This is a genomic window from Roseomonas haemaphysalidis, from assembly GCF_017355405.1.
Lineage (GTDB): Bacteria > Pseudomonadota > Alphaproteobacteria > Acetobacterales > Acetobacteraceae > Pseudoroseomonas > Pseudoroseomonas haemaphysalidis.
This window is the reverse complement of record NZ_CP061181.1, coordinates 1-15271: the sequence shown is the minus strand read 5'-3', so window position 1 is coordinate 15271 and position 15271 is coordinate 1. Positions and strand designations below refer to the sequence as shown.

Sequence of the window (15271 nt, the reverse complement as noted above, 5' to 3'; positions counted from 1 at the left end):
TGGCAGGTCGGCTTTGTCGATGGCGATCCGCGCTGCGACGTGTGCGATGATCAAAGCGGATAGGATAGCTAGGGCGGACAATTCGAGCATGGGGAGCATCCTTATATTGTCCTCCCCAACCTTGCTTGAGCATGCGTTGCTGCGGTGCAGCATGGCAAGAGATATTTACATAAAAAGAAAATCTGGAGTGGGACGTCTAATCGTAAGTGCATGAAACAGGGCGCAGGACGCATCTTCAATCATCAAGCACGATAACCGGTAGTGAAAGGGCAGGGGAGGGCACCTGCTGGCGTGAAAGAGTCTCTGACTTGGGGGAAATAGTTATCCAATGGAAAGGCAGGAGATGAGTGGGACCCTGCTTGGCAACAGCTCCGGCAGCATTCTGCTGATGATGCGGCTGCCCGGCCGACCGGATCTGCCTAGCAATGTTGGAGCGGTGCTGAAGCCCAAGCGTTCAGCAAAGTTTGCTCTGGGGCGCGCGGGGCGTGGTGCTAAACCATTCCTGCAGTAACGACTGCAATGGGAGAAACGTGGATGATAGGCAGAGGAATCTTCGGCAGCCGCGAGGTGGCGCTGCCCAGCGAGGTCGCCGTCTATATCACGGAGGATGACAGCGGCGCGCTGGTGGGTGTGGTGCTGCCGCCCGGGGCCAAGGCCAACCCCGCAACGCCGGGCGACTTGCCAAGCAGCGCCGGTACGGTGCAGCGCAGCGCCGCGCTTGCGATCGACGATGGAATCCGGAAATCTCAGGCGCTGATGGCGCCGCTAGTCATCATTGACCCCTTCGGAGTTTGGAACGCCGATTGGGGGGAGTTGCGCCCACACTAAGGGTGGCCTTTCCTTACAAGCAACGCCTCAGTCACCTCCGAAGGGGGCGTGCGACAGTCCCGTGCCAATACCCTCCATCTTTTGTACCCACCCGGCCACAACGTCAGTCGATAAAGAGCTGGCCTTCCATCGGGAGAGCTATCGGAGAGCCGGTTTTTCTCGTCTAGCCGTGCTACATGCGGCAACCATCGCTATCAGCTGCGAAGGCACGATAAGCAGTTATCGCCCGCCTATCGTCGCTGGCCAATGTGGGAGAAGGGTGGGAAGCAGACCTAAAGAGCTAGACACATACCAACATATCTGAAATCCTAGATATATGGATAGTGAGCTTGCAATCTCTGCTCTAGGCGCCCTCGCGCAAGGCACACGCCTAGAGACCTTCCGCCTGCTTGTGAAGCACGAGCCACATGGCCTCCCTGCGGGGGAGGTGGCCCGCCTGCTTGATGTGCCGCAAAACACCATGTCGTCGCATCTGGGCACTTTGGCACGAGCTGGGTTGGTACGGTCTGAGCGACAAAGCCGCTCCATCATTTACCGCGCTGAGCTGGACCGACTGCGCGACCTGATGCTGTTCCTCGTCAAAGATTGTTGCGGTGGGCGCGCTGACCTCTGCGCCCCTCTGATAGCCGCCCTGACGCCCTGCTGTCTCCCGGACAAGGTGCTGCAATGACCATCACCATCTACCACAACCCGGACTGTGGCACGTCGCGCAACACCCTGGCCCTGATCCGCAACAGCGGCGTGGAGCCAGAGGTGATTGAGTACCTGAAGACGCCGCCGAGCCGGGACACCCTGCTCGATCTGATGCAGCGAGCTGATCTGACGCCCCGCGCCCTGCTGCGTGAAAAGGGCACGCCCTACGCCGATCTGGGGTTGGCCGACCCATCGCTGACAGACGACCAGCTGTTAGATGCGATGATGGCGCATCCCATCCTTATCAACCGCCCCCTGGTGGTGACACCGCTGGGCGTGAAGCTGTGCCGCCCCTCCGAAGCCGTGCTCGACATCCTGCCCGACCCGCAGCGCGCCGCCTTCACCAAGGAAGATGGCGAGAAGGTCGTGGACGCCGCAGGGCGCCGCGTAACCTGACACTCCGCTCCGACTAGCGCCCACTTCGCCCTTCATTCTACCGCGGCGGCTTGACCAAGCCGCCGCGCACCTGCCCGCACGCGCGGGCCTAGGACAGCCATGCTCGCTCTGCTGATCTTTTTTGCCACCCTGGTCCTCGTGATCTGGCAACCGCGCGGCCTTGGTATCGGCTGGAGTGCCATGGGCGGTGCCGTCCTGGCCTTGCTGACCGGAGTGGTCGGCTGGGCCGACGTGCCGGTGGTCTGGCACATCGTATGGGATGCCACCTTCACCTTCGTGGCGCTGATCGTCATTTCATTGTTGCTGGATGAGGCCGGGTTCTTCCAGTGGGCTGCTCTGCACGTTGCCCGCTGGGGCGGCGGCAGCGGTCGACGCTTGTTGCCGCTAGTGGTGGTGCTCGGCGCCGTTATCGCCGCATTCTTCGCCAATGACGGCGCGGCGCTGCTGCTGACGCCGATCGTCGTGGCCATCCTGCTGCGCCTGGACTTTTCGCCCGCCGCAACGCTGGCCTTCGTGGTGGCGACCGGCTTCGTGGCTGACACCACCAGCTTGCCCCTGGTGATCTCCAACCTCGTCAACATCGTGTCCGCCAACTATTTCGACATCACCTTCAACCGCTACGCGGCGGTGATGGTGCCGGTGAACCTTGTGGCGCTCGTGGCGACGCTCGGGGTGCTACGGCTGGCCTATCGGCAAGCGCTGCCGGCCCGCTATCCCCTGGCTCAACTCGAAACGCCAGCCAACGCCATCCGTGATCCGCTGATCTTTCGCGCGGCGTTTCCGCTGCTGGCCCTGTTGCTGGCGGCCTACTTCATTCTGGCTCCGCTCGGTGTGCCCGTGGCGGCCGTGACCGGTGCCGCCGCCCTGGTCCTGCTTGGACTGGCGCTGCGCGGCCGCGTTGTGCCAGTGGGCAAGGTGCTGCGCGGTGCGCCGTGGCAGATCGTCGTGTTCAGCCTTGGCATGTACCTCGTGGTCTACGGCCTGCGGAATGCCGGATTGACGGACTACCTGGCCGGTGCCCTGGTCTGGCTGGCCGGTCACGGGCCATGGATCGCGACGATCGGCACCGGCTTCGGCGCCGCGCTGCTATCGTCAGTGATGAACAACATGCCGGGCGTGCTGGTGGGGGCGCTGTCCATTGAAGCAGCGCAAGGTATCCCAGACGCGACGCGCGAGCTGATGATCTATGCCAACGTGATTGGCTGCGACCTCGGCCCCAAGTTCACGCCCATCGGCAGTCTCGCCACGCTGCTGTGGCTGCACGTGCTCGGCACCAAGGGTATCCGCATCAGTTGGGGCCAGTACATGCGGGTGGGCCTCGCCATCACCCCGCCCGTGCTGCTGGTGGTGCTCGCCGCCCTGGCCTTCTGGCTGCCGCTGCTCGGTCCGGCATGACCGCGACCGGCCTCAGCCTCGATCCAAGGAAAGACATCTTGATGAGCGAGGATACCGCTGCCGAACCCATGCCGGCGCTGCGGACCGAATTACTGGCCCCACCCGACCTGTCCCGCCTGGAGCCTGCCGCGCGTGCGATGCACCCGCCGCGCATCCTGTTGCTCTACGGCTCGCTTCGCGAACGCTCGTTCAGCCGCTTGCTGGTAGAGGAGGCCGACCGCCTGCTGCGGGCCATGGGTGCCGAAACCCGGATCTTTGACCCACGCGAGCTGCCGGTCGCCACCAGCGTCCCGAAGGACCATCCCAAGGTGCAGGAGCTGCGCACCCTGTCACTGTGGTCTGAGGGACACGTCTGGTGCTCTCCCGAGGTCCACGGCGCGGTAACGGGGGTGTTCAAAAACCAGATCGACTGGCTGCCGCTGGAGGAAGGCTCTGTGCGCCCGACCCAGGGCCGCACGCTGGCCGTGATGCAGGTGTGCGGCGGCAGCCAGAGCTTCAACGCCGTGAACACCCTGCGCCTGCTCGGTCGCTGGATGCGCATGGTCACCATTCCCAACCAGTCCAGCGTGCCCAAGGCTTATGAGCAGTTCGATGACGCCGGCCGCATGAAGCCAGGACCGCTCTACGACCGCGTGGTGGACGTGATGGAGGAATTGGTCCGCTTCACCCTGCTGCTGCGTGACCGGGCGGACTACCTGGTGGATCGCTACAGCGAACGGAAAACCCACTTCAAGCTGCCGGACGCGCTGTGATGCCAGCGGCTGGGGGCAGGAGCCAACGCACCGTCGTCCTGGCGCTGGGCACCGCACAAACCCTGGCCTGGGCCTCCACCTACTACCTGCCTGCCGTATTGGCCGATCCCGTCTCTGCTGAACTCGGCCTGTCACGGGAATGGTTCTTTGGCATCTTCTCGGCCGCCCTGCTGCTCTCGGGCTTGCTTGGACCAGCTGCCGGGCGGGCCATTGACCGGCGGGGCGGGCGCAGCGTGCTGGCGCTATCCAACCTCATCTTTGCTGCTGGGTTGGTGATCTTAGCCGCCTCGACGGGCATCATTGGGTTGTCCATCGCCTGGATCGTGCTGGGTGTCGGCATGGCATTCGGTCTCTACGATGCCGCCTTCGCCACCCTGGCAGGGCTGTATCGCGCGGACGCCCGGGGAGCGATCACCGGCATTACTCTCCTGGCCGGCTTTGCCAGCACGGTCGGTTGGCCGGTCACGGCGCTGTTCACCGATGAGCTGGGCTGGCGTGGTGCCTGCATCGTCTGGGCCGTGTTGCATCTGGCGCTGGGCCTGCCGCTGAACCGGCTGCTAGTGCCGCCGGCTCCGCCGCCGGAGAAGGTGCCCGCACCTGAAGCGGCCGGCGGTCCCGCGCCCTGGGCCATGATCGTCCTGGCAGGGATATTTGCGGCCACACTGTTCGTATCGGCTGCCCTGGCAGCGCACCTGCCGCGCCTGTTGCAAGCGGCGGGCGCCACACCGGCCGCCGCCGTAGCGGCAGCGGCCCTGCTCGGGCCGGCGCAGGTCATGGCCCGGATGGTAGAATATAGCCTCCAGCGGCACCTCTCGGCCCTGGCGGCAGCACGGATGGCCACGGCACTGCATCCGCTCGGCGCCCTGGGTCTTGCGGCATTTGGCGCGCCGGCTGCGGCAGCCTTCGCCCTCCTGCATGGTGCTGGCAACGGGATGCTCACCATCGCCAAGGGCGTGCTGCCTCTGGCCCTGTTCGGAGCTGCTGGTTACGGCATGAGGATCGGAATGCTGTCAGCCCCGGGGCGCGTGCTGCAGGCCGCCGCACCCCTCGTGTTTGGCATCGTACTGGACCGCTTCGGACCGGTTCCTGCTCTGCTTGTGTCTGGCGGGCTTAGCATGGCGGCGCTGGCCGGCCTTCTCGTGCTTCACTCAGGTGCGCCTCTCAAAAGCTGTAGGTCAGCTTAGGGTGGAAAGCGGTCCTTGGACCGACGCCGTCGACCGCGCGCCAGCCGGAGCTGGCGCCATTCCGCGCCATCGGTCCCAGTAGCCGCTTCAGGCTAGGCCACCTCGCGCCGCCGACGCGTCACCAACAGGCCGAGCGCTCCCATCGGCAGGGCCAGCAGTGCCAGCGTGCCGGGTTCGGGGACGGTCACGGGCGCCGCGATCGGGGTAATCACGAAGAATGGCAGGCGCGCGTAGTCCGTGCTTTCCAGTGTATTCAGCACCGCTTGGCCACCGATGGCGACGTTCCGTCCACGGAAGCAGTAATAGGCGTTTTCGCTGTCTGTTCGAGATACACTGGAGCCGCCCAGGCCAATCGTGCCGTCATTTGCCAAAATGGAGACGTTCTCCAGCAAGACGCTGCAGATCGGATCTCCGGTACTTACCGTGTAGAAACTCGCCGGCAGGCTTGGGAAGGCCTGTCCGAAGTCGCTGAATACCGAACTGCCATCGACCGCGTTCCTCAGCGCAATGCCGGAGCCGATCGCGGCGAAACCGTCCGCCCGCCCGGTGCTCTCGTCCTGAGTGATCGGCAGCAGGAAGCGCCCGGGGTCGCCGGCTACCGCCTGCGTCTGCCCAACGGCGGCAAAGCTGCCACCCTGGCCGGTGATGAGATTGTAGTAGGCGCTGCCGATGCGGACATCCAGCGTGCCGCCCAGGTAGGGGCCGGCCTGTGCCGTGCCGGCCGATCCCGAAGCCAGTCCCAGGGCCAGCAGGCCCGCCACGATCCATCCGCGCATCGATCCGCTCCCGTGTTCGTGCGCTGTCGCTAGCATGGAACTACGGGCGCCGTACCGCGCCGCGGCGGTGAAACAACTCAGTGGGTGCGATTGTTGCCAGATCTGTCACCGAATTGCGTGATCCGTTACCTGCTCCCGCGCGTCCGCTGCGGCCGTTCGCCGAACCGCCGGGCGTAAGCGGCGGCGAAGCGGCCCACATTGCTGAACCCGTGGCGGCGCGCTACGGCCGCCACCACGTCCTCGCCCCGGTGCAGCGCCGTGCGCGCCAACTCTAGCCGGATGCCGAGTAGCGCCGCGTGCGGCGTCGTGCCCCGGAACGCCCGGAACGCGTTTTGCAGGCTGCGCAGGCTGCACCCGACAGCTAGTGCCACATCGGCCAGGCGAATCGGCTGCGTGGCGTGGGCGCGCATGAAGGCTTCTGCCTGGCGCAGGTGCCGTGGCGCGGTGTCCGCCCGCTGCCGGGCCAGCCGCTCGCTGTGGCTGTGCGGCAGCCCCGCCAGCACCGTGTGCACGAACAGGTCCGTGAACCCGGCCAAAACCAATGGCTGCACGCCCATGCCGTCGGCGCACTCGAACTCCGCGGCCGCGTGGTCCAGCAGGCGCCGCACTGAAGGGCCGGCGCCGGTTGTCCAGTCGACTACCGGCTGGAATGCCAGCGCACCGTGTGGCACATCGTCCAGCAGCATCACTAGCGCATCCTGAATCGCCGCACCTGCCACCCACAGGTTGGTGCGCGCTGTCCCATTTGCCGTGAGCGCCCGCGTGCCGCCCTGCCCCCCGTGGATCAACCCACGCTCTGGCCGTCCCTCCACCACCTCCGGCGAGTTCGGCACGGACAACGACATAGCCCCGGTGTGCAACGTGCTGAAGCAGAAGGCTGGGATGCCTGGCTCGTGGATCAGCACCTGAGTGCCAAGGCGCTCCATTACCTGGCTCACCTGCAGCGTGCCGGCCGCACGCAGCACGTGCCGGGATAGCGGCGGCCCAGCCTCAGCCGCCGCGGCCGGATCGCGCAGCCGGTAGCAGTGCCGTTTATTGCTGTCCGGCAGCCGCTCGCTCAGAGCGTGGAAGTCTGCCGCGTCGGCGATCTCGATGGTAGTTAGCCGTGTCACTGTTCCGAAGCGCCATGCCAAGTCGCATGGCAAATTCGCACGACGGGCGTTGGACGAACAGACCGCGGATGCCGGCGGCGGGTTGAACATGGGATTTGTGGGCGCTACCCGCGGTGTTCCTGCTCACTGGTGCGCGACCTGGGTTGCGGGACGAGCCATTCAGCAGGGCGGTGCATCAACCACCGTCTGCGATGGACCGACTGTCTGCTTTGGGTCGGCGGCGGACATGCCTGATGCCAATGGATCATGGATCATGGCACTAGGACTCGCCCCAGGTTTCAGGCCCGATATTGAGCTATCGCGTGCCGAAAATTCCTGATCAATGTCGATGGAGGGGAGGGCCGACCTTGATGGCCGACTTCCGGTACCACCTACTCGGCTGGCACTCCCTCCACATCCAGCGCCGCGAAGATCTGCTTGGCAAGAGTGAGCCTTATGGCTGTCGGATGGTTGCGGTTCGCCATCAGAACAAGCCCGATCTTTCGGCTGGGTATGAAAGCAACGTAGGCTCCAAATCCGTTTGTGGCCCCGGTTTTGGTGATGAGGCTGCTGGCCGGCGGTGTCTGCGGCGGGTCGAGGCGGGTAACCGAGGTGGGCTGGAGCACCATCGCGTCGCCGTTGCCAACGGCAAGGTCTCTTTCCGAGACCGGAAGCGGATACCATTCCCAAATCAGCGCTTGGGTCATTGGGCCAGCTTGGAACTGACCAACCTGCGTTGCTGCGAGCGCTCTCTGCATCGTAGGGCTCAGATCAATCTGCCCAAGATGCGCTTGCACGAAGCGCAGCAGGTCCCGCGCTGTCGTTCGAACGCCGTAGGCTTCCATGGCGAGAGGCGCTAGCGAGACCCTGGTCGGCTGTCCGTTGCGTGTGTAGCCTTGTGCGTAGTGCGACTGCTCGGCCTGTGGCACGTCGTGGAAAGTGTGCTGCAAACCGAGCGGCGTCGTGATGTGTTCTCGCATCAGCATTGCGAACTGCCCGCCCATCGCGCGAGCTGTTACCAATCCGAGGAGGCCTATGCTGGGATTGGCGTAGGTGCGCACGCTGCCTGGCGGTGAGGGCGGCGCCCACCGACGGAAATAGGCCATCAGACTAGCGTTCGTCGCTACGTCCTCAGGGAGCTGCAGCGGCATTCCTCCGCTGGTATGGGTCGCAAGGTTGAGAAGCGACACTTGGTCGAGGGCGCTGCCCTTGAGTTCGGCGATGTAACGGCCGGGTGCGGCATTCCAGTCTAGCACCCCGGTCTGTGCGGCGTAGGCCGCCAGTGCCACGGTGAACGTCTTGCTGATCGAGCCAACCTCGAACAGCGTGCGCTCGTCGACAGGGGAACCCGTCTCCTTCGAGGCCACGCCATAAGAGAATACTCTTGCACCCTCAGGCGTGACGATGCCGACCGCCAATCCAGGTGCGTGGGTGTGCTCCATGAACGCATGAGCCGCAGCGTTGACCCGTTTCTGATCTGGGATCTGCGCGAAGACAGGCGCTGTCGTCAGAGTGAAGAGGGCGCACAACGACAAACAAAATTTTCCGCGTGCCTTCGCTGCCTTTGCCTGACCCAAGCTCAAGTGATGTCCTCCTTTACAGGGAGGCGGCGTATGCGCTGTCTGCTGACAGGGCACAAAGGACGAATTCTTGTCCGTGCCCCTAGAAAATCTAAGGCATTGCTTGAGAAGAGCCCCGGTCAGGAAGGTGGCGGAGACCTGTTCATATCGGTCCTTGGCATGCCTGCGGCATCGGACCATGGCACCAGGACGCCCTCCGCGGGTCAGGCCCGATATATGCAGGTTATCGTGCGTAGGGCTGTGGCGGTGACCCGCAATGTTCTGGCACCGTACCAGATCGTGATGGTGCTGGCCGCAATCTTAACTGCTAAAAGGCTTCGTGGCGTGGTGCGCCCATCTAGGAAGAGCGCCATGTCGAAAACGATCAGCTACGCCGTAGCAGCGGACCTCGTGGAAGCGTATGCGGCAGGCGCGGAGGGATCGCTTCAGGCCGCATTGATGGTTCTCGTCGCCGGGCTCCGATGGAAGCAGAAATATGACGGTGATGATGAGGAGCCAGCATTGATCTCCGACGCCTATGCGCTGGTGTTTCCTATGCATAAACGCTGTTTCCGCGACCTGGCGGATGTCCTGCGATCTATGTCGAACTCATAGATCACCACGCGCGCCACTGGATCGCGAGCCGCCCCTATGAGTTATCGGGCTTTCGATGGTGCCGGTAGAGGCTCAGCAGGGTGGGAAGAAGACTTCCCTCGGCGTCAGAAGCTGAAGGAAGTTGCCCGCTGGCACATGCCGGGATCGACGTCTGCGCCAGTGAGGGCCAAAGCCACAGCGCAATTTGTGACGGACAGGTGTCCTGACAGGGCGGCCGCGAGGGCCACGGCACCGCCAAGCTCCACCACCAGCCCAAATTCCTCGAAGGCCACGCGCGAGCGCCTCGGCGTCGCTCACCCCCAGACCACCGCCCAGACGGGAAGCATTGATCGAGAAAATCAGAACTCCCGGCATCGGCATCAGCACGGCGTCACAGATGGAAGCTGCGCCCAGCGCATTGCCTAGCCACGTCCCAGCCGCAAGGCTCCGCGTCGTGTCGTCAAAGTCTTCCGGCTCTACGGCAAAGCCCCGTGGCAAAAGGGAGCAGGGTTTATAAGGCGAGAGCACAGCCGGCTGTCAGGCCACCACCAGCGCAGCAGACCAGAAGCGCGTACGGCACTGCCCCCATCGCTTTAGCATTGCTTTGTTCGGCGTGGGCAATATCGGCCTGGGCTTTGCGCAGCGCGCGCGGAACGCCAGCCGCCAGGTCTAACACTCCGCCGCCTGATGGGCATCAGGACAGCCGGTCCTTTGGGCGGTTCTTCTGCTTCTCGGGGGCGGTATCGCCTTCGCCCGAAGATCGTAGAGCTAAGCACGGGGATCAAAGACCCCGGGTCAGCTCGTGCTCCAGCCATCAAAGTTGGTTCAACAAGAGTCAGCGCAGCGCTGGCTCTAATTCGACAGAAGCGTGCCTAGACGGCACGCTTCCGCGCAGATTGTAACGCCTCATAGACTTTGAAGTAAGCCAGCCGAGGTTCTAAAAGATATTATGTTTAGTTCGCGCCCATCGCGTAAAGCTGCTGCATGATATTTGCGACATCTGCGGTCGTGCCAGTTACGATGTAAGCTCGAAACTCATTTGTCCCCACATTCAGGTTAAAGTTCTCAGCGCGGACGCCCCACTTTGTCGAGTTTACAGTGCCCGGATCATCATCAATGAAATTGGCTAGAGAGAGCCGGGTAATCCTGCTGCCGGTGCCCGCACGGTCAGTGACCGCATACACGCCCATTGCAGCGCTGCCGACGTCATTGCCGATGATGACACCCCCATATCCCTGCGGCGGAATCCACCTGACCTCATTCGCTTCGCCAACGCCAACGCTGATTTCGCTCAACGGATTGCTGGAGAGCGGATCATACTGGTAGAACCGTTTAAACTGCTCATTCAGATACGCCGTCGGCACTTCAACATCAGAAGCAAAGAACGGTGTAACCGTGCCAACAATCGTCTTATACTGAGCAACTTGCGGCATACCATTCCAGCCCAGTGTCAGATCCTTGCCAATCTGGATTCCCTGATAAAGGTAGAGATGATCGACATCGTTTTTAGGAAACGGACCAAAAGGCGGCGGCAGCAGATAATCGATCGGAACGGCGCGGGTCTGATGGACATTTCCACTGACATTCGCCAGAACGCAGGGCGAACCATGGCGAAATAGTACCGGATCACCCCCCACATCGTTGGAAATGAGGCTGCCAGCTTCAATAGGGTTGAAAAAACGACCGTCGCCAATTGGGCTGAAAATATCAGCCTGCATATAGCGGCCGTAATCGCTGGTGTTGATGAAGTTAATACCGTTCCACCACCATCGAGCGACTGCGCCTCCCGCAATCAAATCGGACTGCTCGGTAATCGCACCACCGCTACAGGTCTGAAATGCCTCTACTTCAGTGCGATAGCGCATATAGCCGTAGAGATTACCGATCGGACCGTCATCGCTGTATCCAGCGATCCCGGTGCCGGTCGCTACGGTCGCATGATCGCTACCATTATAGACCCGCCGAATGCCGTTCAGACCCGGCAGCGATCCGGGGTTCGTGAATGGATAGCCCAATACTCCTTCATTGGTGTACCCCCCCTCGTTGGGCAACGCCGACGCCATATGATCCGGGCCGCTGCTCAGGCGGAAGAGGGGCGGAAGATCCGCAAACTGACCGCCTGCTGGAACATAGAAATTCTGGCCCAAGCCGGGATACTGCCGGTATTCGGCGTAGCTTCCGGTTGTCATGTAATCGTTGCCGCCGACATTCGCTTCCCACAATACATTCCAAACGGAATAAGGAGGGGTGCTCGATCCAGACATTTCTTTGTCCTCGTTTATGGGCAAATATTACCAGAGCGGTTTGTTCAACTTTGCATTCTCCCTCCGATCACTCGTGGGAATTCGCGATTTTGCTAAACACCACCGTCTGCGAAAGGAAAGATGACCTATTTGTATGGAACAAAACAAGAACAAAAAGCCCGAAATTTTTCGTGTTGTTCTTTTTTTGTTCCAAGCAATAGGATGGATGTCCCACATGGAGTCTTCCGGCCATGGCAAAGCTCGCCCGCCGCCCGACCACCCCGCCACCCAGCCCCCGCGCGCCCGCCGACCCCGCCAAGGCGGCCCTGCAGCGCATCTCAGCCCTGATCGCCCGGGGCTTCGACGCCAACCGCCTGACACGCGAGGCCGCCGACGTGCTCAACGGCTGGGCCACCACCATGGAAGCCGATGACCTGCGCGAGCTGCTGGACGAGGTGCATGGCCAGCTGGCCGAGGGCGTGGAAGCGGCCGAGGACGCCGGCAGCGAGATCGAGGCGGACGACGCCGCCAGCACCCGCGCACATCGGCGCAGCGTCAGCGCCCTGGTGGCGGCGCGCGACGCCTTCGGCCTGGCAGTGCAGCGGCTATGATCCCCGACCTGGTGCGCGGCCCGCTGCTGGACGACGCGCAAGTGCAGGCGATCTGCCGCAAGATCGAGGCGGCTTTCCTGCCGCGCCGCTGCTGGGTCAACATCACCGAATCACAGGAGCTGGACTTCGAGGTGATGACCTTGCAGGGCGACCCGGTGGTGTCCTGTAGCTCCCACCCAATCGAGACCATCGCCAACCCGGCCGACCTCGACAGCCTGCTGTTCGAGGCCAAGCTGGTGGCCGCAGAGCATGGCCACGCCTTCGACCGATCCATTCAGCGGCCATGACGCCGCAGCAGTTCCGCGCCTGCGTGGACCAGCTCCGCTGGCCGCAATGGCGCTTGGCCGAAGACTTGGGCGTGCCACAGCTGAAGGTGCGGAAATGGTCGGCGGGGGTGGAAGCCGTGCCCGAGGTTGTCGCGGTGTGGATTCGTGACCTCGCGGGCCGGATTGAAGCAGCCTACGCCCAGTGCCCGCCGCCGGCCGTGCCGCGCAAGGCGTCGGGCCGAAAGCCCGCGTCGGCTGAAGCGGAGTAGGTCAGGGAGGCCGCCGCCATGGCCGCCGCACGCATGGGCCAACCCTGCCCGGGTGATCGCATCTGGTACCGCCAGGACTGGATGCTGCATGTTCGCTGCACCTGCGGCCACGGCGCCAGCCGACCGGTCTGGCGCTGGGCCGCGGACGGCTGCATGGACAGCCGCCGGCCGATCTGGGAACTGGTGGCGCGCATGCGGTGCAGCCGCTGCGGCGGCAAGGCGTCCAGCACCCAGCTCACCGAGCCGGAGCGGCAACGCAGATAATTCGCTGACAGCTAATTATCCTCTTGTCTGCATGTTAGCTATCAGCTAATTAATGGCTATGACGTTGATCCTGACCCGCCCCGCTCTGAAAGACCTCGGCAACGTGCCGAAGCGGGAGCGCGCTCAGCTGACCGCCCGCCTGGAAGCCATCGCCGCCGCCCCGACCGGCAGCCACGGCAACGTCATTGCCATGAAGGGCGAGCCGGCCGGCCGCCTGCGGGTGCGCCAGGGCGACTGGCGCGCCATCTTCACCATCGACGGCGACGATGTGGTAGTCATCCGCATCCGCCATCGCAGAGAGGTTTACGACTGATGGCCCACATTGGACCCCTGGCCGAGACGGCCGACACCGTGACGCTGCGGCGCGCGGACTTCGAAGCCCTGGTGGCGGCGGCCGAGGACGTGGCCGACCGCGCCAGCTTCGCCGCCTTCGAGGCGCGCGTGGCGCGTGACGGCATGGCGGCGGTCAAGGCGGATAGCCTGACCCTGCAGGAGGCGGTGCGCATCCTGGACGAAGGCGAAAGCCCGGTGCGGGTGTGGCGCGAGAAGCGCGGGCTGACCGGCCGCGCCCTGGCCGCGGCAGCGGGTGTCAGCCCGGTGTATCTGTCGGAGATCGAGAACGGCAAGAAGCCAGGCAGCGCCGCCGCCATCGTGGCGCTGGCCAAGGCGCTGCAGGTGGATGCCGGCGACCTGCTGCCGCCGGCCGCCACGGACGACTAGCCTTCGACGCCGAACAGGCCGAAGGCGACCGGCTCCACGTTGCTGATCAGCACCTCGGCCGCGTCCTGGCCGGTGCCGGAAATCGTGTAGGTCGTCTCGATTCCTTCAATATGGAATCGCCCGAAGACCTCCCGCACGCCCGGTTCATCATTCAGGCTCATGACGAACTTGCCCTGGATGCCGGCGAGCTGGTCCGCCAGCCGCGCGAAGTCGGCCGGATCGAACACCCCTGGTCCGTAGTCCCGCTCGCAGCCCCAGTAGGGCGGATCGAGGTAGAACAGCGTGTCCGGACGGTCATAGCGGGTGATCACCTCGGCATAAGGTAGCCGCTCGATAACGACCGCGGACAACCGCTCGTGGATCTCCTCCAGCACGGCGCCCAGCTTGGTCACGTCGAAGCGCGCCGGCACGCCGGGCGACACACCGAAATTGCGGCCGGTGATCTTGCCGCCGAAGCAGGTGCGCTGGAGGTAGAGGAAGCGGGCGGCCCGTTCCAGGTCGGTCAGGGTGTCCGCATTGGCCGCCTGCAGCCGCTCGAAGTCCGCCCGGCTGGTCAGCTGCCAGCGCAGCATGTCCATCAGGGTGTCAATCGGCGTGCAAAATTGACCCTGGATCGGCGCGCAAAAATGACCCCGGTTGCGGGCGCGGTGATGGGCTAGTTGCGGTTTCTGAACCGCCAGCTGGCGTTGCCGGTCTCGATGATGTCGCAGTGGTGCGTCAGGCGGTCGAGCAGCGCGGTGGTCATCTTGGCGTCGTTGAACACCGTCGGCCATTCCGCGAACAACAGGTTGGTGGTGACCAGGATCGAGGTCTGCTCGTACAGGCGGCTGATCAGATGAAACAGCAGTTGACCGCCTGACTGGGCGAACGGCAGGTAGCCGAGCTCGTCCAGCACCACGAGGTCGAGACGGGTCAGCTGCTCGGCCAGGCGGCCGGTCTTGCCTGCGCGCGCCTCGGCTTCCAGGCGGTTCACCAGGTCGATCACGGTGTAGAACCGCGCCCGCCGCCCCAGGCGGATGCAGCTCAGCGCGATGGCCACGGCCAGATGCGTCTTGCCCGTGCCGGTGCCGCCGACCAGCACCGCGTTGCGCTGATCATCGAGGAACGCACCGGTGGCCATCTCCCGCACCAGCCCCTCGTTGATCGGGGTGTCCGCGAAGTCGAACTCGGCGATCTCCTTGATCAGCGGCAGCTTGGCCACGCCGACCTGATAGCGGATCGAGCGCGCCTGCTTCTCGGTAATCTCGGCTTCCAGCAGAGTGCCGACCAGCTGCTGCGCCGGATACTGCCGCTTGAGCGCGGTGCTGAGCAGCTCGTCATAGGCGGCTTTCATGCCCACCAGCTTGAGCTCGCTCATCAGCTCCAGCACCTGATGTCGTTCCATGACTTTGGCTCCTGAGGGTGTCGTAACGGGCGCAGTCGGCGATCGGCTCATGCCGCAGCCGCAATGCGTCGGGGGTGGCGATGTCCGGCGGGGTGGTTGCGGGACGCTGGCGCGACAGGGCGTTCAACACCACATCGCTGCTGCACAGGCCTGCCGCGAGCGCCTCGGCGCAGGCGGCCTCCACGGCGGGCAGACCGTCCAGGGATACAGCCTGCAGGATGGCCACCATCTGCCGGTCGCCATCCG

At 64.0% G+C, this 15271-nt stretch carries 20 protein-coding genes and 1 pseudogene; 14 read left to right on the top strand and 7 right to left on the bottom strand.

Going from position 1 to position 15271, the window contains the following annotated elements:
* Nucleotides 1-343: 343 nt before the first annotated feature.
* The 7 genes from IAI59_RS22170 (at nt 344) to IAI59_RS22140 (ending at nt 5248) form a co-directional block, all read left to right on the top strand.
* Nucleotides 344-511, top strand: coding sequence for a hypothetical protein (locus IAI59_RS22170; protein ID WP_207419885.1), 168 nt, complete (start codon nt 344-346; stop codon nt 509-511).
* Nucleotides 512-567: 56 nt separating this feature from the next.
* A complete protein-coding gene (locus IAI59_RS22165; RefSeq protein ID WP_207419886.1) occupies nt 568-828 on the top strand; it encodes a hypothetical protein in 261 nt (86 codons plus the stop codon).
* 316 nt (nt 829-1144) lie between these two features.
* Entirely contained in the window at nt 1145-1498 is a 354-nt protein-coding gene (locus tag IAI59_RS22160; protein WP_207419887.1) for an ArsR/SmtB family transcription factor, read from the top strand.
* Nucleotides 1495-1917 (top strand): arsenate reductase (glutaredoxin), encoded by a 423-nt coding sequence (arsC, locus tag IAI59_RS22155; RefSeq protein ID WP_207419888.1) that lies wholly within the window; start codon nt 1495-1497, stop codon nt 1915-1917. The genes IAI59_RS22160 and arsC overlap by 4 nt, the downstream gene beginning before the upstream one ends.
* Nucleotides 1918-2016: 99 nt before the next feature.
* Nucleotides 2017-3312: an arsenic transporter gene (locus IAI59_RS22150; RefSeq protein ID WP_207419889.1), complete on the top strand. Its 1296-nt coding sequence runs from the start codon at nt 2017-2019 to the stop codon at nt 3310-3312.
* 41 nt (nt 3313-3353) lie between these two features.
* The gene (gene arsH, locus IAI59_RS22145) at nt 3354-4064 is read left to right on the top strand and encodes an arsenical resistance protein ArsH (RefSeq protein ID WP_237181062.1); all 711 of its coding nucleotides are present in this window, start codon (nt 3354-3356) and stop codon (nt 4062-4064) included.
* The gene (locus IAI59_RS22140; protein ID WP_207419890.1) at nt 4064-5248 is read left to right on the top strand and encodes an MFS transporter; all 1185 of its coding nucleotides are present in this window, start codon (nt 4064-4066) and stop codon (nt 5246-5248) included. The genes arsH and IAI59_RS22140 overlap by 1 nt, the downstream gene beginning before the upstream one ends.
* Before the next feature lie 92 nt (nt 5249-5340).
* Here the strand turns inward: IAI59_RS22140 and IAI59_RS22135 are convergent, their stop codons facing one another.
* From IAI59_RS22135 to ampC, 3 genes are all read right to left on the bottom strand, one after another.
* Nucleotides 5341-6024: a PEP-CTERM sorting domain-containing protein gene (locus tag IAI59_RS22135; protein WP_207419891.1), complete on the bottom strand. Its 684-nt coding sequence runs from the start codon at nt 6022-6024 to the stop codon at nt 5341-5343.
* Between the two features lie 125 nt (nt 6025-6149).
* Nucleotides 6150-7226: a helix-turn-helix transcriptional regulator gene (locus tag IAI59_RS22130; protein ID WP_207419892.1), complete on the bottom strand. Its 1077-nt coding sequence runs from the start codon at nt 7224-7226 to the stop codon at nt 6150-6152.
* Between the two features lie 281 nt (nt 7227-7507).
* Complete coding sequence (gene ampC, locus IAI59_RS22125) at nt 7508-8698, bottom strand: class C beta-lactamase (protein WP_207419893.1); 1191 nt, start codon at nt 8696-8698, stop codon at nt 7508-7510.
* Between the two features lie 30 nt (nt 8699-8728).
* Between ampC and IAI59_RS22120 the strand changes: the two genes are divergently transcribed.
* Entirely contained in the window at nt 8729-9289 is a 561-nt protein-coding gene (locus IAI59_RS22120; RefSeq protein WP_207419894.1) for a hypothetical protein, read from the top strand.
* A gap of 932 nt (nt 9290-10221) precedes the next feature.
* Here the strand turns inward: IAI59_RS22120 and IAI59_RS22115 are convergent.
* The gene (locus IAI59_RS22115) at nt 10222-11532 is read right to left on the bottom strand and encodes a hypothetical protein (protein ID WP_207419895.1); all 1311 of its coding nucleotides are present in this window, start codon (nt 11530-11532) and stop codon (nt 10222-10224) included.
* A gap of 230 nt (nt 11533-11762) precedes the next feature.
* Between IAI59_RS22115 and IAI59_RS22110 the strand changes: the two genes are divergently transcribed.
* From IAI59_RS22110 to IAI59_RS22085, 6 genes are all read left to right on the top strand, one after another.
* On the top strand, nt 11763-12122 hold the full coding sequence (locus tag IAI59_RS22110; RefSeq protein WP_207419896.1) for a hypothetical protein: 360 nt from the start codon (nt 11763-11765) through the stop codon (nt 12120-12122).
* A complete protein-coding gene (locus IAI59_RS22105) occupies nt 12119-12409 on the top strand; it encodes a hypothetical protein (RefSeq protein ID WP_207419897.1) in 291 nt (96 codons plus the stop codon). The genes IAI59_RS22110 and IAI59_RS22105 overlap by 4 nt, the downstream gene beginning before the upstream one ends.
* Entirely contained in the window at nt 12406-12657 is a 252-nt protein-coding gene (locus IAI59_RS22100; RefSeq protein ID WP_207419898.1) for a hypothetical protein, read from the top strand. The genes IAI59_RS22105 and IAI59_RS22100 overlap by 4 nt, the downstream gene beginning before the upstream one ends.
* 18 nt (nt 12658-12675) lie before the next feature.
* Nucleotides 12676-12921 (top strand): hypothetical protein, encoded by a 246-nt coding sequence (locus IAI59_RS22095; RefSeq protein WP_207419899.1) that lies wholly within the window; start codon nt 12676-12678, stop codon nt 12919-12921.
* Nucleotides 12922-12985: 64 nt separating this feature from the next.
* A complete protein-coding gene (locus IAI59_RS22090) occupies nt 12986-13234 on the top strand; it encodes a type II toxin-antitoxin system RelE family toxin (RefSeq protein WP_207419900.1) in 249 nt (82 codons plus the stop codon).
* Complete coding sequence (locus IAI59_RS22085) at nt 13234-13641, top strand: helix-turn-helix domain-containing protein (RefSeq protein ID WP_207419901.1); 408 nt, start codon at nt 13234-13236, stop codon at nt 13639-13641. The genes IAI59_RS22090 and IAI59_RS22085 overlap by 1 nt, the downstream gene beginning before the upstream one ends.
* On the opposite strand, the gene IAI59_RS22080 is transcribed toward IAI59_RS22085, so the two are convergent.
* The 3 genes and pseudogenes from IAI59_RS22080 to IAI59_RS22070 all read right to left on the bottom strand — a co-directional run.
* Complete coding sequence (locus tag IAI59_RS22080; RefSeq protein WP_336512633.1) at nt 13638-14219, bottom strand: DNA adenine methylase; 582 nt, start codon at nt 14217-14219, stop codon at nt 13638-13640. The genes IAI59_RS22085 and IAI59_RS22080 overlap by 4 nt on opposite strands.
* A gap of 77 nt (nt 14220-14296) precedes the next feature.
* The gene (gene istB, locus IAI59_RS22075) at nt 14297-15025 is read right to left on the bottom strand and encodes an IS21-like element helper ATPase IstB (protein ID WP_207419048.1); all 729 of its coding nucleotides are present in this window, start codon (nt 15023-15025) and stop codon (nt 14297-14299) included.
* Nucleotides 14958-15271 (bottom strand): annotated as a pseudogene (locus IAI59_RS22070) (IS21 family transposase); the annotation flags it as partial. The gene istB and the pseudogene IAI59_RS22070, both read right to left, overlap by 68 nt.